Source organism: Halomonas sp. DP5N14-9, assembly GCF_019802175.1.
Taxonomy (GTDB): Bacteria; Pseudomonadota; Gammaproteobacteria; order Pseudomonadales; family Halomonadaceae; genus Halomonas; species Halomonas litopenaei.
In genome coordinates, this window is record NZ_JAHVHR010000031.1 from 160,508 (window position 1) to 182,527 (window position 22,020).

20 protein-coding genes are annotated in these 22,020 nt (G+C 66.2%); 8 read left to right on the forward strand and 12 right to left on the reverse strand.

Annotated elements, in window-relative coordinates; all coding sequences use genetic code 11:
• Positions 1-28: 28 nt before the first annotated feature.
• The 4 genes from bioC to bioB all read right to left on the reverse strand — a co-directional run bounded on the left by bioC (position 29) and on the right by bioB (position 4,151).
• Positions 29-904, reverse strand: coding sequence for a malonyl-ACP O-methyltransferase BioC (gene bioC, locus KUW00_RS18235; RefSeq protein WP_124803754.1), 876 nt, complete (start codon positions 902-904; stop codon positions 29-31).
• A complete protein-coding gene (locus KUW00_RS18240) occupies positions 901-1,824 on the reverse strand; it encodes an alpha/beta fold hydrolase (RefSeq protein WP_222569808.1) in 924 nt (307 codons plus the stop codon). Before KUW00_RS18240 ends, bioC begins: the two co-directional genes overlap by 4 nt.
• Positions 1,821-2,993, reverse strand: coding sequence for an 8-amino-7-oxononanoate synthase (gene bioF / locus KUW00_RS18245; RefSeq protein WP_222569809.1), 1,173 nt, complete (start codon positions 2,991-2,993; stop codon positions 1,821-1,823). Before bioF ends, KUW00_RS18240 begins: the two co-directional genes overlap by 4 nt.
• 63 nt (positions 2,994-3,056) lie before the next feature.
• Complete coding sequence (gene bioB, locus KUW00_RS18250) at positions 3,057-4,151, reverse strand: biotin synthase BioB (protein WP_222569810.1); 1,095 nt, start codon at positions 4,149-4,151, stop codon at positions 3,057-3,059.
• 60 nt (positions 4,152-4,211) lie between these two features.
• Between bioB and KUW00_RS18255 the strand changes: the two genes are divergently transcribed.
• Together KUW00_RS18255 and KUW00_RS18260 are read left to right on the forward strand one after the other, a co-directional pair.
• The gene (locus KUW00_RS18255) at positions 4,212-5,012 is read left to right on the forward strand and encodes a ComF family protein (RefSeq protein ID WP_240184240.1); all 801 of its coding nucleotides are present in this window, start codon (positions 4,212-4,214) and stop codon (positions 5,010-5,012) included.
• A 51-nt stretch (positions 5,013-5,063) separates the two neighbouring features.
• The gene (locus tag KUW00_RS18260) at positions 5,064-6,056 is read left to right on the forward strand and encodes a serine/threonine protein kinase (RefSeq protein ID WP_045993968.1); all 993 of its coding nucleotides are present in this window, start codon (positions 5,064-5,066) and stop codon (positions 6,054-6,056) included.
• A gap of 46 nt (positions 6,057-6,102) precedes the next feature.
• On the opposite strand, the gene KUW00_RS18265 is transcribed toward KUW00_RS18260, so the two are convergent.
• Entirely contained in the window at positions 6,103-6,684 is a 582-nt protein-coding gene (locus KUW00_RS18265) for a hypothetical protein (protein ID WP_108132873.1), read from the reverse strand.
• 446 nt (positions 6,685-7,130) lie between these two features.
• Here KUW00_RS18265 and folE point away from each other — a divergent pair, with 446 nt between their 5' ends.
• From folE to KUW00_RS18280, 3 genes are all read left to right on the forward strand, one after another.
• On the forward strand, positions 7,131-7,688 hold the full coding sequence (folE, locus tag KUW00_RS18270; RefSeq protein ID WP_045993969.1) for a GTP cyclohydrolase I FolE: 558 nt from the start codon (positions 7,131-7,133) through the stop codon (positions 7,686-7,688).
• An 85-nt stretch (positions 7,689-7,773) separates the two neighbouring features.
• Positions 7,774-8,193, forward strand: coding sequence for a dihydroneopterin triphosphate 2'-epimerase (gene folX, locus KUW00_RS18275; protein WP_045993970.1), 420 nt, complete (start codon positions 7,774-7,776; stop codon positions 8,191-8,193).
• A gap of 129 nt (positions 8,194-8,322) precedes the next feature.
• Positions 8,323-9,783 carry an NAD-dependent succinate-semialdehyde dehydrogenase gene (locus KUW00_RS18280; RefSeq protein WP_045993971.1) on the forward strand — a complete coding sequence of 487 codons (1,461 nt, stop codon included), beginning with the start codon at positions 8,323-8,325 and terminating at the stop codon, positions 9,781-9,783.
• Between the two features lie 178 nt (positions 9,784-9,961).
• Here the strand turns inward: KUW00_RS18280 and purH are convergent, their stop codons facing one another.
• The 7 genes from purH to dsbD all read right to left on the reverse strand — a co-directional run bounded on the left by purH (position 9,962) and on the right by dsbD (position 18,125).
• A complete protein-coding gene (purH, locus tag KUW00_RS18285; RefSeq protein ID WP_108132872.1) occupies positions 9,962-11,542 on the reverse strand; it encodes a bifunctional phosphoribosylaminoimidazolecarboxamide formyltransferase/IMP cyclohydrolase in 1,581 nt (526 codons plus the stop codon).
• 78 nt (positions 11,543-11,620) lie between these two features.
• Positions 11,621-11,953, reverse strand: coding sequence for a DNA-binding transcriptional regulator Fis (gene fis, locus KUW00_RS18290; RefSeq protein WP_045993973.1), 333 nt, complete (start codon positions 11,951-11,953; stop codon positions 11,621-11,623).
• A complete protein-coding gene (gene dusB / locus KUW00_RS18295; RefSeq protein ID WP_083970531.1) occupies positions 11,950-13,017 on the reverse strand; it encodes a tRNA dihydrouridine synthase DusB in 1,068 nt (355 codons plus the stop codon). Before dusB ends, fis begins: the two co-directional genes overlap by 4 nt.
• Before the next feature lie 146 nt (positions 13,018-13,163).
• A complete protein-coding gene (gene prmA, locus KUW00_RS18300) occupies positions 13,164-14,081 on the reverse strand; it encodes a 50S ribosomal protein L11 methyltransferase (protein WP_222569811.1) in 918 nt (305 codons plus the stop codon).
• 86 nt (positions 14,082-14,167) lie between these two features.
• Positions 14,168-15,508, reverse strand: coding sequence for an acetyl-CoA carboxylase biotin carboxylase subunit (accC, locus tag KUW00_RS18305; protein ID WP_045993975.1), 1,341 nt, complete (start codon positions 15,506-15,508; stop codon positions 14,168-14,170).
• Positions 15,509-15,554: 46 nt separating this feature from the next.
• A complete protein-coding gene (accB, locus tag KUW00_RS18310; RefSeq protein WP_045993976.1) occupies positions 15,555-16,025 on the reverse strand; it encodes an acetyl-CoA carboxylase biotin carboxyl carrier protein in 471 nt (156 codons plus the stop codon).
• A 180-nt stretch (positions 16,026-16,205) separates the two neighbouring features.
• Positions 16,206-18,125 (reverse strand): protein-disulfide reductase DsbD, encoded by a 1,920-nt coding sequence (dsbD, locus tag KUW00_RS18315; protein WP_315901190.1) that lies wholly within the window; start codon positions 18,123-18,125, stop codon positions 16,206-16,208.
• A gap of 217 nt (positions 18,126-18,342) precedes the next feature.
• Between dsbD and KUW00_RS18320 the strand changes: the two genes are divergently transcribed.
• The 3 genes from KUW00_RS18320 to KUW00_RS18330 all read left to right on the forward strand — a co-directional run bounded on the left by KUW00_RS18320 (position 18,343) and on the right by KUW00_RS18330 (position 21,990).
• Positions 18,343-19,566 (forward strand): DUF2333 family protein, encoded by a 1,224-nt coding sequence (locus KUW00_RS18320; protein ID WP_222569813.1) that lies wholly within the window; start codon positions 18,343-18,345, stop codon positions 19,564-19,566.
• A gap of 807 nt (positions 19,567-20,373) precedes the next feature.
• Positions 20,374-21,546 carry a polysaccharide export protein gene (locus KUW00_RS18325; RefSeq protein WP_108132867.1) on the forward strand — a complete coding sequence of 391 codons (1,173 nt, stop codon included), beginning with the start codon at positions 20,374-20,376 and terminating at the stop codon, positions 21,544-21,546.
• A 3-nt stretch (positions 21,547-21,549) separates the two neighbouring features.
• Entirely contained in the window at positions 21,550-21,990 is a 441-nt protein-coding gene (locus tag KUW00_RS18330; protein WP_045993980.1) for a low molecular weight protein-tyrosine-phosphatase, read from the forward strand.
• Positions 21,991-22,020: the final 30 nt, after the last annotated feature.

Consider the following 22,020-nt stretch of genomic DNA (forward strand, 5'->3'; position numbering starts at 1 on the left):
CCTCACTCAGGGGCGCGGTGGTCAGGCGTCAGCGATCGAGAATCAACGTCAGCCGCTGGTAGGTCACCGGTAGTCCTTCGGGTCTGCGCAGGTGTTCATAGCGGGCCCGCGCCTGTCTTATATCCTGACGGCTCAGACGGGCGCCGGGACGGGCGACCTGGGCGCCGACGCCCTTGACCGAGGCCATCACGGCGTCCAGGTCCGGGTAGTAGAAGCGCTCGGCACGCTGCTCGAAGGCGGTGGCGGCCCAGCGGCGGGAAAGCACTGCTCGCCGGTGGTCGTCGAGGCTTGCGAAGTCCAGCACTCCACTGGCCTTGCCCGGTTGACGCCAGACCTGGCCGATCTCTGCCAGGGTGCCGGGCAGCAGGGTGTTGAGTACCGCCCGTCCCCCAGGTGCCAGGACGCGATGGAGTTCCGCCAGCACCTGCTCCAGGTCGGGACACCACTGGATGGCCAGATTGGATATCGCCAGGTCGAGACTGGCATCGGCCAGCGGCAGCGCCTGGGCGTCGGCGCAGACCCAGGCGCACGCCGTGGCACGCGGATGAGGTGATGCCTCTTGGCGAGCCTGTGCCAGCATCGCCGCGGACAGATCCAGCCCCAGCACGCTGGCGTCAGGGTAGCGCTGGGCTACTCCCCGGGTCAGGTCGCCGGGCCCGCAACCCAGATCGAGGATCCGTTCGGCGTGATCTGGCAGGTGGGGCCACAGCGTCTCGGCCATTGCCATCTGGGCGCGTGCCAGTTCTCGGTAGCGCGGGGCCGCCCGCGAGAACGCCCGGGCGACCCGTCGCTGCCAGTCACCGGGTGTGGCATCGGGCGCTACGGAGACGCCAGCCTGGGCCGGCGTGGCGGTGTCGCTGGAGCGTGCGGGCTCGAGCTGGCGCTGCACAAGCGGAGCGTTCATGGCGTCACCTCGTCAAACCCCTGGACTTCGCGGTCGGCATCGATAGCTTCGCGGTCACCATAGTGAGCCCCGCGACGGCTGGTGGGTGCCTTTCCTTCATCTAGCATGCGCAAGGCGTGTCGCTGAATCGCCTCGGCCAGACGGGCCGGCTGGCTCAGCATCGGGCAGTGTCCGGCGCCTTCGATCCGCTCGTCCATGGCCGCGCGTACGGCAGGGGCCAGCAGGGGGTCCGTGGCACCGCACAGGGACGTGACGGGGACGGGAGTTGCATTATCCGGCGCTTGGCCTGAGACATGGCCTGGCACGCCGCCAAGCAGGTCACCGATATCGGCGCCTGCCAGGGTGGCGAGGCCCTGCTCCAGTGTGGCGTGATCGGCGCCGATGTCAGGCGTCAGCAGGCTGCGCAGCCGGCGCAGGGCGTCACGGGGCGTGGGCTCGCCGGACAGCTGCCAGCGCAGGAAATGCTCTCTGGCCCTGGTCGGGTCGCGGCGGAAGGCGGCGCGAAAATCAGCCAGCGCGGACGTTGTCACCCCGTTCGGGTGACAGAAGGTCGGGCCCATGCCGAGCAGCACCAGGCCATCGGGGGCGGGCAGGTACCGGGTCAGCTCGGCGGCCTGCAACGCACCGAGCGACCAGCCCACCCAGATGACCGGCTCGCCGTCGCGGGACGACAGGGAAGGCCCCATGGCCTTCGCCAGCGTCTGAAGGCCAGAGGACGGGTGTGCCTGCTGCTGGAAAAGCCCCGTGTCTGCGTCTGAGGCGTCTGCGTCCGAGACACCTGCGTCTGCAAGCCCGGGCCTGCCGCCCATGCCGGGCCAGTCGATGGCCTCCACCGTCACCGAGGTCCCCCAATGGCTCGCCAGCGGTGACCAGATTCTGGCGTCGATGGCCCAACCGGACAGCAGTACCAGCCGGATCATCGGGATGCCCCTGCGCAGGTGGCCGACTCCTGCTTCTGGCAGGTCAAGAGCGCCTCGAGCAGACGGTCGATGTCGTGGTCGTCATGGGCGGCGCTCAGGGTGACACGCAGCCTCGAGGCGCCGGCGGGAACCGTCGGCGGGCGAATGGCGCCCACCCGGATGCCGGCGTCGTCAAGCGTGCTGGCCCAGTCCAGGGTGCGCTGCTCATCGCCGAGCAGGATCGGCTGGATGGGAGTGGCCGACGCCATCAGCGGCAGCTTAAGGCTGGCGGCTTCGCGTCGGAATCGCGCGATCAGCCCATCGAGATGGCGGCGTCGCTCGGGTTCGCCGGCCAGTATCTCGAGAGACTGAAGCGTCGCTGCCGCCACCGGCGGGGGCAGGGCGGTGGTGTAGATGTAAGGGCGGGCGAACTGGATCAGATGCTCGATCAGGGCGTCATCGCCGGCGACGAAGGCACCGGCGGTGCCGAGCGCCTTGCCCAGGGTGCCGACCAGCACGGGGACCCGCTCGCAGCCCAGCCGTCGACCGACGCTACCGTCGCCGTTTTCGCCCAGCACGCCGATGCCATGAGCATCGTCGATCATCAGCCAGGCGCCGTGGCGCCGGCTGAGCTCGGCCAGGCCGTCGACGTCGGCGCAGTCCCCGTCCATGCTGAAGACACCGTCGCTGATGACCAGGCGGCGGCTGGCGTCCGGCACCCGATCCAGCAGGCGCGCCAGGTCATCAAGGTCGTTGTGGTGATAGCGCCGTGAGCGGGCGCCGGACAGCCGGGCACCGTCGATCAGGGAGGCGTGATTCAGCCGGTCCTGCAGAAGATGCACGCCGCTGTCACAGAGCGCCTGTATCACCCCCAGGTTGGCCATGTAGCCGGTGGAGAACAGCAGCGCCCGGGGGCGTCCGGTGAGGCGTGCCAGGGCTTCTTCGAGTGCCTCGTGCACCGTGCTGTGTCCGGTGACCAGATGTGAGGCACGGGCCCCGGCGCCGAAGCGCCGCGCACCATCGGCGGCGGCCTCGGCCAGGCGCGGGTCAGCGGCCAGACCGAGATAGTCATTGCCGGCCATGTCGAGTCGCTGCGCGTCCTGCCGATGGACACGGCGCTGGCGCCAGCGATGCGCCTCGTGGCGTGCCTGGGCACTCTGGCGCAGGTGGGAATGCCAGTCTGCGCTCATGGGGTGGGCTCCTGGCAGTGATGCGCCGCACTAGCGCAGGGCTGGCAGCGGGCGCACATGGGGCTAGACCGCAGCGTCATAGAACTGGGCGCTGCTGGCTTCCCTGGCCTGGCGCTCGATCTGCCGGGCCAGGACCTGTTCGCGTTCGTCGTCACTGGCACAGGTGTCGCGACGTTCCGGATGCAGGCCAAGCTTGTCGAACAGCGCGCGGTCGCGCTCGAGCTGTGGGTTGCCGGTGGTCAGCAGGGTGTCGCCGTAGAAGATCGAGTTGGCGCCGGCCATGAAGGCCAGTGCCTGGGTCGACTCGTCCATTTGCTCCCGCCCGGCGGACAGTCGCACGTGGCTCTTCGGCATCATGATGCGGGCCACCGCGATGGCGCGCAGGTACTCGATGGGGTCGAGGTCCTCGACGTCCTCCAGGGGCGTGCCGGGGACCTTGACCAGCATGTTGATCGGTACCGACTCCGGGTGCGGTGACAGGTTGGCCAGCTGCCTGAGCAGTCCTGCGCGATCACGGGCGGTCTCGCCCATGCCGAGGATGCCGCCGGAGCAGATCTTCATGCCGGCCTGGCGCACATTGCCCAGGGTGTCGAGGCGATCGGCGTAGCTGCGCGTGGTAATGATCTCGCCGTAGTACTCAGGCGAGGTATCCAGATTGTGGTTGTAGTAGTCGAGGCCGGCATCGGCCAGCTGATGGGCCTGGGCTTCGTCGACCATGCCGAGGGTCATGCAGGTCTCGAGCCCCAGCGCCTTGACCCTTTTCACCATTTCGATGACCACCTCGAGATCCCGCTGGCGCGGGCTGCGCCAGGCGGCGCCCATGCAGAAACGGCTGGCACCGGCATCGAGTGCGGACTTCGCCTGCTCCACCACCTTTTCGATCTCGAGCAGCTTCTCCTTGTCCAGGCCGGTGTTGTAGTGGCCAGACTGAGGACAGTACTTGCAGTCCTCGGGGCAGGCGCCGGTCTTGATCGACAACAGGGTCGAGACCTGAACGGCGTTGGCATCGAAGTGCTGGCGGTGGACGCACTGGGCCTTGAACAGCAGATCATTGAAGGGCAGGGCGAACAGCGCTTCGATCTCATCGAGCGTCCAGTCGTGACGGGGGGCGGCATCGGCGGCTAGGGTGGAAACTGTGGACGTCGAGTCGGCAGACATGGGTGTCTCGCTATGGTCAACTTTTTAAAATCGGATTGGTTGACGACAAGGATAGGTGGTGTGGCGAAGCTGTCAACCTGCGTGATCGGCAAGGTTGACCATGGCGTGGCGAAACTGATGGCGGATCGCTGCCTGTTCTGCCTGGCGACCCTGGCGCCAGGACCAGGGTCAGGGTCAAGATCGGGGCTCGCGGTGATTGCTGCGCCGGGTCCTGTGTCCGTCCTGCTGTGTGATCCCTGCCGCCGAGGGCTTGACCTCAATCGTTGTCCCTGCGAGGGCTGTGGCGAACCCTTGCCCGAGCACCGCTGGCGGCGTCCGGCGGGTGAACGCCTGTGCGGTCGCTGTCTGGTGGAGCCCTTCAGCTTCCATGAGGTGCGGACGCCGCTGATCTACCGCGACGAGATCAGGCGTCTCGTCCAGCGCTTCAAGGCCGAGGCCCATCTGCCCAGCGCCCAGTTGCTGGTCGCACTGTTTCTCGAGGCGTCACTCGCGGGCGAGAATGGCGTGCCTGACGCTCTGATCGGGGTGCCGCGTCATCCCGTCAGGGCCAGGCGCTTTGGCTTCGATCAGGGCCAGTGGCTGGCCTGCGAGCTGGGGCGCCGGCTCGGCGTGCCGGTGAGGCGGGCCTGGCGGCGTCGCGATGATCGCCCCCAGCATGAGCTCGGTTCGCGGGCCCGCCGTCGCATCGCGTCGGGCATGTTTGGTATCGCGTCAGGGCTGCCTCGGCACGTGGCGCTGGTCGATGACGTCATGACCACCGGGGCCACCCTTGAGCGGCTGGCGCAGGCCTGTCGCCGGGCGGGGGCACGCCGGGTGGACGCCTGGGCGCTGGCGAGGACGCCGCCACCCTGGCTCTGTTAAGCTCGGCGCCTCTCGCCTCGTTTGATATTTGTGCTTTTACCCGGAGCCCCCATGACCACGACCCCCACGCCCTTCAGTGAACTTTCTCCGCAGCGCGTGGTGGAGGCGATCGAATCACTGGGCCTGTGGCTGCCCGGCGAGCCCTTTGCGCTCAACAGCTACGAGAACCGCGTCTATCTGGTGCAGGACGATGACCGCAAGCGTTGGGTGGCCAAGTTCTACCGCCCCGACCGGTTGAGCGATGAGGCCATCGGCGAGGAGCACGCCTTCCTGCGTGAGCTCGACGATGCCGGGGTGGCGGTGGCGGCCCCCTGGCGCAACGACGCTGGCGAGAGTCTGCACCGGGCGGGGGGCTACCGCGTGGCGCTGTTTCCCCACCTGCCCGGCCAGGCGCCTGAGCTCGAGAACCCCGACCATCTGTTCGCCCTGGGTGAGCTGATAGGACGCGTGCACGAGGTGGGCCGGCGCGGCGAGTTCGCCCATCGCTGTCGGCAGGAGCCCCGCGCCATGGCCGAACAGGCTCGTCGCACGGTACTCGAGAGTCCCTGGTTGAGCGAGCGTCAGCGCAAGGCCTACGAGCGCATCTCGCAGCAGTTGATCGAGGCGCTGGCACCACCCGCGGGTGTCAGCGCACCCATGCAGAGGGTTCACGGCGACTGCCATATCGGCAATATGCTGGGGCGGGAGGATCGCTTTGCGCTGGTCGATTTCGACGACGCGATGATGGCGCCGGCGGTACAGGACCTGTGGATGCTGTTCACCGCCCAGGGGCCGGAGGAAAGGGCGATGCAGCTATCGGAGGTGATCGAGGGCTACGAGCAGGTGATCGATTTCGATCGCCAGCAGCTCGCCCTGATCGAACCGCTGCGCGCCTTGAGGTTGATGCGCCATAGCGCCTGGGTGGTGGCGCGCTGGAACGATCCGGCCTTTCCCCGGGCGTTTCCCTGGGTCGCCGACGCCGGCTACTGGGACGAGCACATCCGCCAGCTGGAGCATCAACGCCTGGCCCTGGCGGATTCCGAGCGCTGGCTGGCGGGTGGCTGACAGATGGGGTCTGGCGGACGCCGTGTGCTGTCCGCCATAGGTGCCGCTACTCGGACGGAGTGGTCTGGCTCGACGGGGTTGCCTGCTTGGTTTCGTTGTCGGCGTCTTCGCCACGACGTTCGGCGTTAAGCTGCGCAGACGGGTTGGGCATCTGCTCGATGGCCAGCGGTTCGGTCAGTTCTAGCTGAAACACGCGGTCGGCGTCCAGGCGGCAGCCGCCGTCATCGCAGGCGGCGATGCCGAACTGGCCATCCTCGTCATAGGCGCCGGCGATGAGTTCGCCGGAGTAGATGTGGCTTTCGCCGCCATCGGTCTCGACGCAGGTGAGGGCCTCGGTGGTGATACGCAGGCGTTGGCCATCGCGCTTGGCGTCGCCGACCAGCACGCAGTAGTGGGGCAGGTCGGTGCGTCCCTCGGCATCGGCGGCGGGCTTGAGCATGACATCATCGAGCCGCTGTCCGGCGGAGTCGAGGTCGATGCCTTCGATAATGCTGACGTCGATGCGTGCCTGGGCGGGTAGCTCCAGGCTGTCCGCCATAGCGGGCGTCATGCTGGTCAGGGCGCTGAAGGTCAGAATGGCGACGAGGGGCGTGCTGGGCCGGGCAAGCAGGCGGCGAAGGGCAGGCATTGGCGATTCTCGCGATATGGCTGGCGAAATGCGGGCAACAGGGCGGGTAGCTGCATGGAGGCATGCCACCGACAGTGTCGCCTGGCACATGGACAACCTGATGACGATAGCACAGGGCTGTCGGGTGGACAGCTATCGCTCTCGTTGCGCGACACTCTGTCACGTACCTCGCCGCGACGGCGGCGGCAATCTCCTCAATCGGCCTTGGCAACAGGCTTTTGCAGCGGGCTGTCGCAAGCTCGGGTGTCGCGCCGATTTTTCGCCAATGATGGGGGGTGACGGTGGGCAAAAACGCCAGGCGAACTGCGGAAGGCGACACGCTGCGGTAGACTATCGCTCACGCAATGCAAAAGCTATACTTCAAAAATTCTTTGTACAGGTTTTGTGGAGCCAGGCGGGCCGCCTGGTGTTCGCCCGAGCCGACGACTCCCCTGAAGGGCTGGATCATGACTGACGAACTCGCCAATCACTATCGACACATCATTGAGGAACTGGGCGAAGACCCGGAGCGAGAAGGGTTGGTGGATACGCCCAAGCGTGCTGCCAAGGCCATGCAGTTTCTCAACCGCGGCTACACCCAGTCGCTGGAAGAGATCGTCAATGGTGCGGTGTTTTCGTCCGAGACCGACGAGATGGTGCTGGTCAAGGACATCGAGCTGTACTCCATGTGCGAGCATCACTTGCTGCCCTTCATCGGCAAGTGCCATATCGCCTACCTGCCCAACGGCAAGGTGCTGGGACTGTCCAAGTTTGCCCGGATCGTCGACATGTACGCCCGCCGCATGCAGATCCAGGAGAACCTGACCCGTCAGATCGCCGATGCCGTGCTGCAGGTCACCGATGCCCGGGGCGTGGCCGTGGTGGTGGAGGCGCGACACCTGTGCATGATGATGCGAGGGGTCGAAAAGCAGAATTCCAGCATGACGTCCTCGGTGATGCTGGGGGCCTTCCGCGAGAAGCCGAGCACCCGTCAGGAGTTCCTGACGTTGGTCAACAGCCGCTGAGGGGCCGGTTCTACGGCCGCCGCACGAAGCGCTGAAGCCGATGCTTTTCGTTTACCGCTTTCAAGCATGACGCACGGGAGGGGCCATGTCCCTGCATGTACTGGGTGACCAGCACCTGGATCACGACCTTGCCACCATCCGCATCAAGAACCTGCGGTTGAGGACCTTCATCGGCATCAAGGAGGAGGAGATCCTCAATCGCCAGGACGTGGTGATCAATGCGGTGATCCGCTACCGCGCCGACAAGGCGGTGGCGTTCAATCATATCGAACAGGCGCTCAACTACCGCACCATCACCAAGCAGGTGATCGCGCTGGTGGAGGAGAACCGCTTTCAGCTGCTGGAGCGGATGACCCGCGAAGTGCTGGACCTGATCATGAGTCACGAGCAGGTGCTGACCACCCAGGTGGAGATCGACAAGCCCCATGCGCTGCGCTTTGCCGACTCGGTATCGATCACGCTGTCGGCCTCGAGGGCGCCGCGGGATCAGGATTCGGTGAGTTGAGGCGACGGCTTCGAGTTGGCGATCGGCCAGCGGAACGCTTAGCATGAAAGCTATATCGTCGTCGCGCAGTCGCTGAAGCGTCGTCGCCAGTCAATGCAGTTTTCCGTCAAGCCCGAGCCAGGAGCCTTCATGAAAGCCCTTAACGACATGCCGCTGTTTCGCCCCTTTGCCTATATCGACGGAAGCTGGGTGGCGGCCGACAGCGGGGAGCAGATCGACATCGTCAATCCGGCCAGTGGCGAGACCATCGCCCAGGTGCCTCGTCTGGGTCGCGCCGAGACCGAGGCGGCGATCGACGCGGCCGACGCCGCCCTGCCGGCCTGGCGCGCGCTGACGGCCCAGGAGCGGGCAGACATCCTGATGAAGTGGTACGAGCTGATGCTCGAACATCAGGACGAGCTGGCCACCATCATGACCCTCGAACAGGGCAAGCCGCTCAAGGAAGCCGCCGGCGAGATCGTCTACGCCGCCAGTTTCCTGCGCTGGTTCGCCGAGGAAGGACGCCGGGTCTACGGTGAGACCATTCCGGCGGCCAAGGCCAACCAGCGTATCGTGGTGACCAAGCAGCCGGTGGGTGTCTGCGGCGCCATCACGCCCTGGAACTTCCCCGCCGCCATGATCACCCGCAAGGCTGGCGCGGCCCTGGCGGCAGGCTGCACCATCGTGGTCAAGCCGGCCAGTCAGACCCCGCTGTCGGCCACCGCGCTTGCGCTGCTTGCCGAGCGCGCCGGGGTACCGCGTGGGGTGTTCAACGTGGTGCCGGGGTCGGCCAGCGAGATCGCCGCGGCCCTGACCGAATCGCCGGTGGTGCGCAAGATCACCTTCACCGGTTCCACCGAGGTGGGGCGTACCCTGATGTCCCAGGCGGCCCAGCATATCCAGAAGATCTCGCTGGAGCTTGGCGGCAACGCACCGTTCATCGTGTTCGAGGACGCCGATCTGGACGCGGCGGTGGACGGCGCCATGGCTGCCAAGTTCCGCAATGCCGGCCAGACCTGCGTGTGTACCAATCGCTTCCTGGTGCAGTCCAGCGTCATCAACGCCTTCAGCGAGAAGCTGGCGGTGGCCATGAACAGCGAACTGACGGTCGGCGACGGCACCACCGAGGGTGTCAACATCGGACCGCTGATCGACGACAAGGCGGTGGGCAAGGTCAACGAGCATGTCCAGGACGCGGTGGACAAGGGTGCCGAGCTGTGGATCGGTGGCCATCCCCATCCGCTGGGTGGCAACTACTTCACGCCGACCCTGGTCAGCGGTGCCACCAGCGAGATGAAGGTGGCCCGGGAAGAGACCTTCGGTCCGCTGGCGGCGGTATTCCCGTTCGATGATGAGGAAGATGCCATCGAACTGGCCAACGACACCGAGTTCGGTCTGGCGGCCTACTTCTACTCGAAGGACCTGGGCCGGGTGTGGCGAGTGGCCGACGCCCTCGAGTACGGCATGGTCGGCATCAATACCGGCCTGATCTCCAACGCCGCGGCGCCCTTCGGTGGGGTCAAGGCCTCCGGCCTCGGTCGCGAAGGCGGGCACCAGGGCCTGGCCGAGTTCCTCGAGACCAAGTACCTGTGCATCGACCTCGGCGAGTAAGCCTCAGACTGCCGCCATCCTGCAGGTGGCGGCAGACCGCTCAGCGATAGCACACACAAGGGCCCCGACGCACGCGTCGGGGCCCTTGTCGTAGCTTGGCGCGTAGATTGGCGGGCGGCTCCTGGGTGGGCCAGAACCGGCGGGGCCTGAGGCCCCGCCGTGCCGCCTCGCGACCGCGTCAGTGGCGGAAGTGGCGCATACCGGTAAACACCATGGCGATGCCGGCCTCGTTGGCGGCGTCGATGACCTCCTGGTCACGCATGGAGCCGCCGGGCTGGATCACCGCGGTGATGCCGGCGCTGGCGGCGGCGTCGATGCCGTCACGGAAGGGGAAGAAGGCGTCGCTGGCCATCACCGAGCCGGGCACCGAGAGGCCTTCGTCGGCGGCCTTGATGCCGGCGATGCGGGCCGAGTAGACACGGCTCATCTGGCCGGCGCCGACGCCGATGGTCTGGCCTTCCTTGACGTAGACGATGGCGTTGGACTTGACGAACTTGGCGACCTTCCAGGCGAAGGCCAGGTCACGCATCTCCTGCTCCGAGGGCACGCGCTCGGAGACCACCGTCAGGTCGTCGCGGGTGACCGTGCCCAGATCGCGGTCCTGGACCAGCAGGCCGCCGGTGACGCGCTTGAGGTCGTGGGCCGGTGCCATCTGGCCGGGCCAGTTGGCGCTGACGTCGAGCAGGCGCACGTTCTTCTTCTCGGCGACGATGGCCTGGGCCTCGTCGCTGACCCCGGGGGCGATGATCACCTCGACGAACTGACGATCGATGATGGCGCGGGCGGTGTCGGCGTCCAGCGGCACGTTGAAGGCGATGATGCCGCCAAAGGCGCTGGTGGGATCGGTGGCGAAGGCCTTGTCGTAGGCCGCAAGAGCGCTCTCGCCCACGGCCACGCCGCAGGGATTGGCGTGCTTGACGATGACACAGGCGGTGTCGTCGAAGCTCTTGACGCACTCGAGCGCGGCATCGGTGTCGGCCACGTTGTTGAACGACAGCGGCTTGCCCTGCAGGGTGACGGCGGTGGAGACGCTGGGTTCGCTGGCGCCTTCTTCCACGTAGAACGCCGCCTGCTGGTGGGGGTTCTCGCCGTAACGCATGGACTGCTTCTTGGTCAGCTGCAGGTTGTAGGTGCGCGGGAAACCGTCCTCTGCGCCCTCGACCCGACGGCCAAGATAGTCGGCGATGGCACCGTCGTAGCCGGCGGTGTGTTCAAAGGCCTTGACCGCCAGGTCGAAGCGGGTGGCCTGGGCCAGCGCGCCGCCGTTGTCACGCATCTCTGCGATCACCCGGTCGTAGTCGTCGGCGTTGACCACGATGCTGGTGTAAGCATGATTCTTGGCGCAGGCGCGCACCATGGTGGGGCCGCCGATGTCGATGTTCTCGATGGCGTCTTCCAGGCTGCAGTCAGGACGCGCCACGGTGGCGGCAAAGGGGTAGAGGTTGACCACCACCATGTCGATGGGCGCGATGTCATGCTCGGCCATGACCTCGTCGTCCTGGCCGCGACGCCCGAGGATGCCGCCGTGGATCCTGGGGTGCAGGGTCTTGACACGGCCATCCATGATCTCGGGAAACCCGGTGTGCTCGGACACCTCGGTGACGGCGATGGCGTTGTCGGCCAGCAGGCGGTAGGTGCCGCCGGTGGACAGCAATTCGACGCCCATGTCGGCGAGGGCGCGGGCGAAGTCGACGATACCGGTCTTGTCCGACACGCTGATCAGGGCGCGACGAACGGCGAGAGAGGAGGGCTGGGCCATGGGGATGTCTCTGTTGCGAAGGGAAGCGAAGGGCGCCTTGGCGCAGAAAAGGGAGCCGTGGGCTCCCTTGGGGTCGGGTCAGATCAGTTCGTAGTGCTTGAGCTTCTTGCGCAGGGTGCCACGGTTGAGTCCGAGCATCTCTGCGGCACGGGTCTGGTTGCCGTTGGTGTAGACGAGCACCGACGACAGCAGAGGCGCCTCGACCTCGGCCATCACCATGGCGTGGAGGTCGGTGACGGTGCCGCCGTCGAGATGGTCGAAGTAGCGTTCCATGGCGGCGAACACGGCCTCGCGCAGGGGACGTTCGTCACTGGCCTGCGGTGCGGAGGGTGCCAGGCCGTCGAGGCCACGCTGAGAGGTGTCGAGTTTGGAGGCGGACACCGACTGGTCGATGGGTTGCTGGCTGGTCATGCGGCACGGGTTCCATGGTGTGCCACGGCCCTGGCCACGCGCTCGGGGGCGCTGGCGGGGTCGTGACGAAAGAGTTCGTCGATAAAGTCGCGCTGGGCCTGGGTCGAGGTCAGGCCGTTGAAGGTGGCCTTGAGCTGGCGACGGCCATCGTCGTCGAGGCGTCGATCGCTGGACAGGTACCAACCCAGATGCTTGCGCGCGATGCGCACGCCCATATGGTCACCGTAGAAGGCGTGCAGGGCATCGAGGTGAGAGCCGAGGACGTCGCGTCGTTCCGCGTCGGAAGGCGCCGGCAGGATTTCGCCATGGCGCAGATAGTGGCTGATCTCGCGGAAGATCCAGGGGTTGCCCTGGGCGCCTCGACCCACCATCACCGCATCCGCACCAGTATAGTCGAGTACGCGCCGAGCCTTTTCGGGAGACGTGATATCGCCGTTGGCAAAGACGGGGATGCTGACCCTTGATGCCACCTCGGCGATGGTCTCGTACTCGGCTTCGCCCTGATAGCGTTGCTGGCGATGACGGCCGTGGACGGCCAGCGCCTGGATACCGGCATCTTCCGCCAGCCGGGCGATGCGCACCGCGTTGTTGGATTCGGCGCACCAGCCGGTGCGGATCTTCAGGGTCACCGGCACGTCGACGGCGGCCACCACCGCATCGAGGATCTCCGCCACCAGCGCTTCGTCCCGCAGCAGGGCAGAGCCCGCGGCCTTGTTGCAGACCTTCTTGGCCGGACAGCCCATGTTGATGTCGATGATCTCGGCGCCCTGTTCGGCGTTGAGGCGGGCGGCGGTGGCCAGCATCTCGGCGTCGCCGCCGGCGATCTGCACCGCCCTGGGGCCGGGTTCGCCCCGGTGGTCCATGCGCAGGCGCGACTTGCGGGTGTGCCACAGGCTGGGATCGGAGGTGACCATCTCGCCCACCACCAGTCCCGCGCCCAGGCGACGACAGAGCGCGCGGAAGGGGCGGTCGGTGACCCCGGCCATGGGCGCAAGGATCACCGGGCCGGCCAGCTGATGCGGGCCAATGCAGGTGGTGATGCCTGAATCTTGCTGTTGCACCATGGGGGATCTGGGATCGTGGTCTGACATGGGAGCTGCCGTCGTTCCGGGGCTGCATATCATACGCCTCGAAGCACCGTTGGTGAAGGCGTGTTCGAGACGTTTTAATGCGAAAGGCTGCCCGGTGACAGCCTCTCGTGGCGCGATGTTCAGTCCTTGGTGGGGCGCCGGCCGCTAAGCCGCACCCAGCCTTCACGGACTTCCGGCTCGTCCATGAAAAGTCCCTCGTGGCGGTAGGCGTCGATCACCTCGTCGGCCTGGGCCTCGAGGATGCCAGACAGCGCCAGGCGACCACCGTCGGCGACATGGCCGGCGATGGTCGGGGCCAGTTCCACCAGCGGGCCGGCCAGGATATTGGCCACCACCAGGGCGAAGCGCTCCTCGCCCATCTGCTCCGGGTAGCGCAACGTCAGGCGCGACTCGTCGATGGCGTTGCGCTCGGCGTTGTCACGACTGGCGCTGAGCGCCTGCGGGTCGATGTCGGTGCCGATGGCTCGGGCGGCACCCAGCTTGAGTGCGGCGATGGCAAGGATGCCGGAGCCACAGCCGACGTCGAGCAGTTCGATGCCATCGAGTTCGCCGTCGAGCGCCAGCCCATCGAGCCACTCGAGACACAGCGCGGTGGTGGGGTGGGTTCCGGTACCGAAGGCCAGGCCCGGGTCCAGATGCAGATTGACCGCGTCATCCTCGGGCGGCTGGTGCCAGCTCGGCACGATCCACAGTCGCTGACCCATGCGCAGGGGCTCGAAGCTGTCCATCCACTCGCGTTCCCAGTCGCGGTCATCGATCAGCTCGTGCTCGATGACTGGGCAGGGCTCGCCGGGCAGGGATTCGGCCCAGGCGGCAGACAGCCGCTCGAGCATGTCCGCCAGGCCGTCGAGGTCATCGTAGAGACCGGTGAGAATGGTCTGGTCCCACAGTGGGGTGGTGCCCCGGTCCGGCTCGAACACCGGATCGTCGTGGGCGTCCTGCAGGGTGATCGCGGTGGCGCCTTCGGCCAGCAGCAGTTCCTCCAGCAGTTCCGCCTGCTGTGGTGGGACCTCGGCCTTGAGTTGAAGCCAGGGCATGGCGGTATTCCTCTTCGGTCTGGTGCAACGTCAACGGGGCGGCCTGGGCCGCCCCGTTGTCACGCTCTTGGTGCAAAGCCGCCGTGCTACTGCGCGAGCTTCTTCTCGAGGTAGTGAATATTGACGCCACCCTGCTGGAAGTAGCCGTCGCGCACCAGGTCCTTGTGCAGGTCGGTGTTGGTCTTGATGCCTTCCACCAGCAGCTCGTCCAGGGCGTTGCGCATGCGCGTCAGCGAGGTCTCGCGGTCGGCGCCCCAGGTGATCAGCTTGCCGATCAACGAGTCGTAGTGGGGCGGCACCGTGTAGCCGGTGTACAGGTGGGAGTCCATGCGCACGCCGAGACCACCCGGAGGATGGTACAGCGTGACCTTGCCCGGAGAAGGCATGAAGGTGCGAGGATCCTCGGCGTTGATGCGGCACTCGAAGGCGTGGCCGTTGAGCTCGACATCTTCCTGGCGGATCGACAGCGGCAGGCCGGAAGCGATGCGCAGCTGCTCGCGCACGATATCCACGCCGGTGACCATCTCGGTGACCGGGTGCTCCACCTGGACGCGGGTGTTCATCTCGATGAAGAAGAACTCACCGTCCTCGTAGAGGAACTCGAAGGTGCCGGCGCCGCGATAGCCGATTTCCACGCAGGCTTCGCGACAGGCTTCCAGCACCTTGGCGCGGGCGTCCGGATCCAGGCCCGGCGCGGGTGCTTCTTCCAGCACCTTCTGGTGGCGGCGCTGCAGCGAGCAGTCGCGGTCATACAGGTGGATGGCATTGCCCTGGCCGTCGGCCAGCACCTGAACCTCGACGTGACGCGGCTTCTCGAGGAACTTCTCCATGTACACGGTGCCGTCGCCGAAGGCCGAGTGGGCCTCGGTACGGGTCACGGTGACCGCGGAGATCAGGTGGGCTTCGGTGTGCACCACGCGCATGCCACGTCCGCCGCCGCCGGCGGCGGCCTTGATGATCACCGGGTAGCCGATGCGCCGGGCGGTGGCCAGCAGCTCGCCTTCATCGTCGCCCAGCGGCCCGTCGGAGCCTGGCACCGTGGGCACGCCGGCCTTCTTCATCGCTTCGATGGCGCTGACCTTGTCGCCCATCAGGCGAATGGTCTCGGCGCGCGGGCCGATGAAGGTGAAGCCGGAACGCTCGACCTGCTCGGCAAAGTCGGCATTCTCGGAGAGGAAGCCGTAGCCGGGGTGGATGGCGCTGGCGTCGGTCACCTCGGCCGCGCTGATCAGCGAGGGGATATTGAGGTAGGACTGGGCCGAGGAAGCGGGGCCGATGCACACCGCCTCATCGGCGAGCCGCACGTGCATCAGTTCGCGGTCGGCCTTGGAGTGGACCGCAACCGTCTTGATCCCGAGCTCCTTGCAGGCCCGCAGGATGCGAAGAGCGATCTCGCCGCGGTTGGCGATAAGAACCTTGTCCAACATGGTGGTGTCCGCCGAATGTGAATGATCAGGGAAGACGCAAGTCTTCTCAGGAGATGACAACCAGGGGCTGGTCGAACTCGACGGGCTCGCCGTCCTCGACCATGAAGGCCTCGATCACGCCGTCACGATCGGCTTCGATCTGGTTCATCATCTTCATCGCTTCGACGATGCAGATGGTGTCACCCTTGCGCACGCTGGCGCCGACTTCCACGAAAGGCTTGGCGCCGGGTGCCGGGGAGCGGTAGAAGGTGCCGACCATCGGCGAGACCACGGCCTGGCCCTGGTAGCTCGGGCCGCTGTCGGCGCTGGGTGCGGGAGCTTCGGCCGGGGCCTGGGCAGGTGCGGCCGCCGGTGCAGCGGGTGCGCCCCAGGGTTGGGCGGCGGGTGCCGGCTGCCAGCTGCCACCCTGCGGATGACGGCTGATGCGGACCGATTCTTCACCTTCCTGGATCTCGATTTCGCTGATGTTGGACTCTTCCAGCAGTTCAATCAGCTTCTTGACCTTACGAATATCCATGACGTTGTCTCGATCGTGTGAAGTGTCTACCGGGCGCTGTAAACCCGGTCCAAGTCGTTAGAGATCGCGGCAAGATGGCGGCTCTTGGCGTCTCTATCGTGTCAGAATTCAGAGTAGTGCGGAGTTTGCCGAAAATTGCGAAGGTTGTCCAGCGAGGCCGAACGCTGTTCGCTGTCACCTTCACCCGCTGGTGGTAGCCGCCTGGGCGCCATCGAGGGCGCGGCTGACTGCGGCGATATGGCCGGCCAGGGCAGCGGCGTCGAGTTCGCCCTGGATACGTGCCTGACGAAGCTCCTGGTCCCCGTCGAAGAACAGAAGACTCGGTGGGCCGAACAGACCCAGATGGTCGAGCACCTCACGACTCACGGCGTTGGTGTCGGTCACATCGACGTCGATCCAGCGGAAGCCTGCGAGGGCCTCACGTACCCTGGGGTCGGGAAACACCTCGCGCTCCATCACCTTGCAGGAAATGCACCATTCGGCGGTGACGTTGACGAAGGCGGGGGTCGTGGACTCGGCCAGGGCCGCCTGAAGCTGGCCCAGGCTCTCGACGATGCGATCGGGATGGGCCGCCTCGATAGTGCTGCTCGTCGCGCTCATGGGGCCGGCGGCCAGGGGACGTAGGGGGTCGCCACCGCCACGGGCGGCGCCGATGACCAGCGCGATGCCCCACACCAGCAGCACGATACCGGCGCCCTGGCGGACCCGCGGCCAGCCCGTCGTACTCGCCAGATCGAGGGCGCCGAGGGCCAGCGCCGTGCCGATGGCCAGGCCCGCCCACAAGAGCAGGGTGAGCGGGGCCGGGATCAAACGCTCGATCAGCCAGACGGCGACGCCCAGCAGCAGCACTCCGAAGGCGATCTTGACCCCGTTCATCCAGGCGCCCGAGCGCGGCAGCAGGGTGGTGCCGAAGCCGCCGACCAGCAACAGCGGGACGCCCATGCCCAGCGCCAGGGCAAGCAGCGCCGCGCCACCGATGACGGCGTCACCGGTAGAAGAGATGAATACCAGGGCGCCGGCCAGCGGTGCCGACACGCAGGGCGAGACCACCAGCACCGACAGCGCGCCGGCCAGCGCCAGACCCAGGGGGCCGCTGCGCTGGGCGCGTGCCTGCCAGGCATCGATGCGTGAGCCCAGCCCCGAGGACAGGCGTAGATTGAAGACCCCGAACATGGCCAGCGCGAACAGGGTGAAGAGGGCGGCGAACACGATCAGTACCGGGGCCGATTGCAGGCGTGCCTGAAGGTTGAGCCCTGCGCCGAACAGCCCCATCAGCACGCCGACCAGGGCGTAGGTGGCGGCCATGCCGGCGACGTAGCTTGCCGAGAGCGCAAAGGCGCGGGGACGGCTGGGGTTCTGACCGACGATGATCGACGACAGGATCGGAATCATCGGCAGCACGCAGGGGGTAAAGGTCAGCCCGAGGCCGGCCACAAAGAACAGTCCGAGCATCAACGGCAGGCTGGCGTCCTGCATCAGGGCGCGGAAGCGGCCGTCTTCGCTGAGCGGGGCTGCATCGACAGAGGCGGCAGGGAGGCTGCCTGCTTGCTGGCTCGTGGGCGGCTGTCCGGCGAGGTCCGCTGGGGTAGCCTGGCCTGCGTTGTCGTTGGCCGTCTGGCCGTCCTCCAGGGCGTCGGCAAAGGCGGCGGGGGGCTCACTCTGGGCGGCGGCCAGCTCAAGCCGTTCCGGGGGGTAGCACAGACCGGCGTCGGCGCAGCCCTGGAACGTCAGGGCGATGTCCAGTGGCCCCTGACGGGTGTCGGCCAGCGGGGCACTGAACACCACCTGATCGTAGAAGACGTTGACGTCGCCGAGAAATTCGTCGGTCTTGGCCTCCCCGGGCGGTAGCGACAGCTCACCCAGGGCGTCCGGTTCGCCTGGCAGTTCCAACGAGAAGCGGTGACGATAGAGATAGTAGCCGTCGGCATTCTGCATGCCGATATAGAGCCGATCGCCGTCGTGCCAGGCGCTGGCGGTAAAGGCCTCGTTCACCGGCAGAAACTCGGCGCTGCTCGACGACGAGGAAAAGAACTGGGCCTGGGCCACCCAGGGGGACAGCAGCAGACAGACGAACAGCAAGAGGCGTGTGGCGAAGAACACGTCGAATCCTTGTTGACGATGGGTGTGGAAGACGGGGCAAGGCGTGGCGGGATTCGCCTGCCGTGTCAGACCCCGCTGTGTGACCGTGGAAGCGGGGCGGGGTTCCCGCGGACCCTGCGCTATGATCAGATGCAAGCGTATTCTACCACTGGCGCCGGCGCTTTCCCTCATTGGAGGCAGGGCTGGCCGGCCTTTGATGAACGACAAGGAGAGCGAAATGAGCAGTCGTCGACAGCGCGCCGAAAGGCGTCGTCAGGAGCTCGAGAACCCGCAGTACGGATGGATCTGGAAACCGCTCGCCGTGCTGCTGGTGCTTGCCGTGATGGTGGCGGTGGGGCTGGGGATCTGGTGGAGCCTGGCGCCGTCGCGCTTCGACGTGGAGACTGCCACCCAGGAGCAGCGCATCTCCGCGGCGCCGGCGGCCAGAGGCACCGTTACGGTCGCGACCCTGGCCACCCTGATCGATACCTTGCAGGACAAGCCCGGCGGGTACCTGCGAAATGACCTGATGCCGCCGGGACTGCTGCTCGACAATATGCCGTCCTGGGAAACTGGTGTGCTGGTTCAGGCGAGGCTGATGGCCGCCAGCCTGGCGGACTTCGACCCCGGCGCCGGTGAGTCGGTGAATACTCTGATCGCTGCCCTCGAACAGGACGCCGACGATTGGCTGGCCCCGTCCATGGAGGATCACCTGGCCCAGGCGGGGAACTCGGCCCGCGCCTATCTGGCGCGTTTCGACGATGGGGTCGGCGCGTCCTTCGTCGATCAGGGCCAGGGCCTGGCGCTCTATCTGGACGCGGTGCGCCAGCAGTTGGCCTCGTTGCGGGAGCGGCTGTCATCCACGGTCAGCGACAGCGAGCGCTTGAAGGAACTGGGTATCGAAGTGGCACAGGACAGTCGAGTGCCCTGGTACCGCGTCGACAACGTGTTCCACGAGACCCGCGGTCAGACCTGGGCGCTGGGACACCTGCTCGAGGCGCTCGAGCGTGACCAGGCGGATCTGATCGCAAGCGCGGGCCTCGGCGACAGCTACGCCCGTGCGCTGGCCGAGATCGAGCGTATGCAACGTCAGTTCTGGAGCCCGGTGGTGCTGCGCGGCAGTGGCCTCGGCATCTTCGCCAACTATCCGCTGACCATGGCTCATCATCTGAGCCGGCTCGACGGCGCCCTGGCGTCCCTGATCGATGGCCTGGGTGGCGCCAATGCTGCCCCGGAGGCCGCGACACCGCCGGTGACCGAGGTGACCCGTAGCCCCGACGATGAGGAGGCAGCGGAGTCAGCCGGCGTTGAGAAGAGTGATGAGCAGGGTGGCCAGCAGGGCGCTGAAGCCAATAGCGGCGAGCAGGGCGCCGAAGCCAATAGCGACGAGCAGGGCACTGAAGCCAATAGCGGCGAGCAAGGCACCAACCAGCAGCAGCCTGCCGAGCAAAGCGCCGAGTAGCAAGAGCGAGTCAAGAGCCGAGTCAAAAGCCCCGAGCCGTGAACGGGGCCCAATGACGGGGTGAGAGAGACCGGTTGCCGATTTTCTCCCTCGTCCTTGCCTGAATTTTCGCAAGCTACCATGCCCTCGTTGCCGAGGGCATTTTTTTCTCAGTTTGCTTCGTTCGCCCGGATACTTTTTGCCGCTCCGCGCTTTGGTAATTGGAGGCCTGGCGTCCCCCTGGCTGACGCGCCATGTCGCCAATGACTAGATGCGTCATCTCGGCGCATGAACCGAGGTTGCTGCAGCGATCACCTCGTCGTATCAGGAATCAGTGATCTGTCGCACTGCAATGGTGCGTCTGCGAAGGGCCCATGGTCGCGCTCTTTGCCCACATTCTCGACCCTGGTTTCTCAGCGCTTTTTTCGCACATTTCCAACCTTATGATTCGGCTAAAGAAACACTTTCTCCACGGTAACTGTCCGCTGGCGCCCCCGACGTGTCCTGAAGGAACACGCAATTACAAGCGGAAACAGTCGCTCTCATGCTTCCGGGATACCGATATGGGGTTTGTCAGCCTGTGTACGCCAGGAATTTCGGACTGCCAGGACGGCGCGGCTATGCAATCGTACTGGCATAAATCGCAGTACCTGGCGGCCATCGAGTCTTCGAGCGTCGACGGGTGCTGCGGGCTGTCGGTGGTCGATCGTCTCGCAGAAGACGCAGCCTCGACGGTGACAATAACCATCTGTCTACGCGCAGGGCTTCAGGGATATGCCATCGATATCACCCTGGGGCGGTAGCGTGTCACACGCTCAGGGGGACGATATGGATAAGGTGAATCAGGCACACCAGTGGACAAGGGTCGTGGACGAGTCGCAACGATCGCCCGGCTGGCTGGCGGGTGCCGTCTTCGCAGTGCTGCTTGCGCTGACCGTGAGTGGTTGTGCCTATGCCCCTGGCGGGCATATCGACTACGAGACCGAGGCGCCGGACATCGATCATCTGGTCGACATCCAGGCCATCACCCCGGCATTGGTGGCGAACTTCCGTCAGAACGTCACCGGCGATGTCGCCAGCACCATGCCTTCCTACCTCAAGGCCCAGTTGACGGACTACGAGTACCGTGTCGGGCCGGGTGATGTGCTCAACATCACCGTCTATGACCACCCCGAGCTGACCATTCCGGGGGGCGCCGAGCGCAGCCCCGAAGAGACCGGCAAGACGGTACAGCCAGATGGTCGCATCTATTTCCCCTATGTCGGACGTTTCCGAGTGGCCGGGCGGACGGTGGACCAGATACGCCGAACCCTCACCGGCATGTTGTCGAACTACATCACCGAGCCCCAGGTGGACGTCAACGTCGCCGCCTACCATTCCAAGAAGATCTACGTCAGTGGAGCGGTTGCCACCCCCGGCGCCCAGCCGATCACCACGGTCCCGCTGACCCTGGTCGATGCGGTCAGCCAGGCCGGGGGGCCATCGGAGACGGCCAACTGGCACGAGGTGGTACTCAATCGTGATGGCACCAGGGAGGTGCTGTCGCTGTACGCGCTGATGCGCCATGGCGACCAGACCCAGAACCGCCTGCTGCGCGATGGCGACGTGGTGCATATCCCGACCCTGGAGTCCGAGAACGTCGCGGTGCTGGGGCAGGTCAGGAATCCCGGCAATCTGGTGCTGGGCAACGAACGTATCACCCTGACCACCGCCCTGGCGCGAGCCGGCGGCGTCATCGAGACCACCGCCGAACCGTCGGGGATCTTTGTGATTCGTCCCAAGCCGCCGGGCGATGCCAAGCTTGCCACCGTCTATCAGCTTGATATCAGCAACGCCACCTCGCTGACCATGGGCACCCACTTCCCGCTGCAGCCCCAGGACGTGGTCTACGTGACGGCGGCCCCGCTGGCACGCTGGAACAACGTGATCAGCCTGCTGCTGCCGTCGGCACTGCTGCCCGGCACCATCGCCGACACCACCACCCGCATCGGCGAGATCTGATCGGTGCGTTTTGCCAGTGCGCTGGTGCTGTGTCGAGCGAACCTGTGTCGTAGTCCGCTCGGTGCGGCGCTGCTGCAGAGGCGGCTGCCCGCCATGGAGATTCAGTCTGCCGGGCTTTCTGCGGTGCGCGAAGGTGAAGCCGCGCCCGCAGAGGTGCAAGCGCTGGCCAGGGAAGCCGGGCTCGAGTTGAGCGCCCACCGCGCTCGGGTGGCAACGCCCGAGATGATCGCCAATCACGATCTGGTGCTGGTGATGAGTGCGTCCCAGCGCCAGGCGGTCAGCGAACTTGCGCCCTTTGCCACCGGCAAGACCCTGCTGTTTGCCCACTGGCTCGACGGGATCGATATCCCCGACCCCTACCGCAAGAGCCTGGACGCACACCGTCAGGTATTCGTGATGCTTTCCGATGCCGCCGACGCCTGGCACCGAAGGCTCGCGCCATGACCTCGTATCGCCGCGCTCGAGGCCACCGAC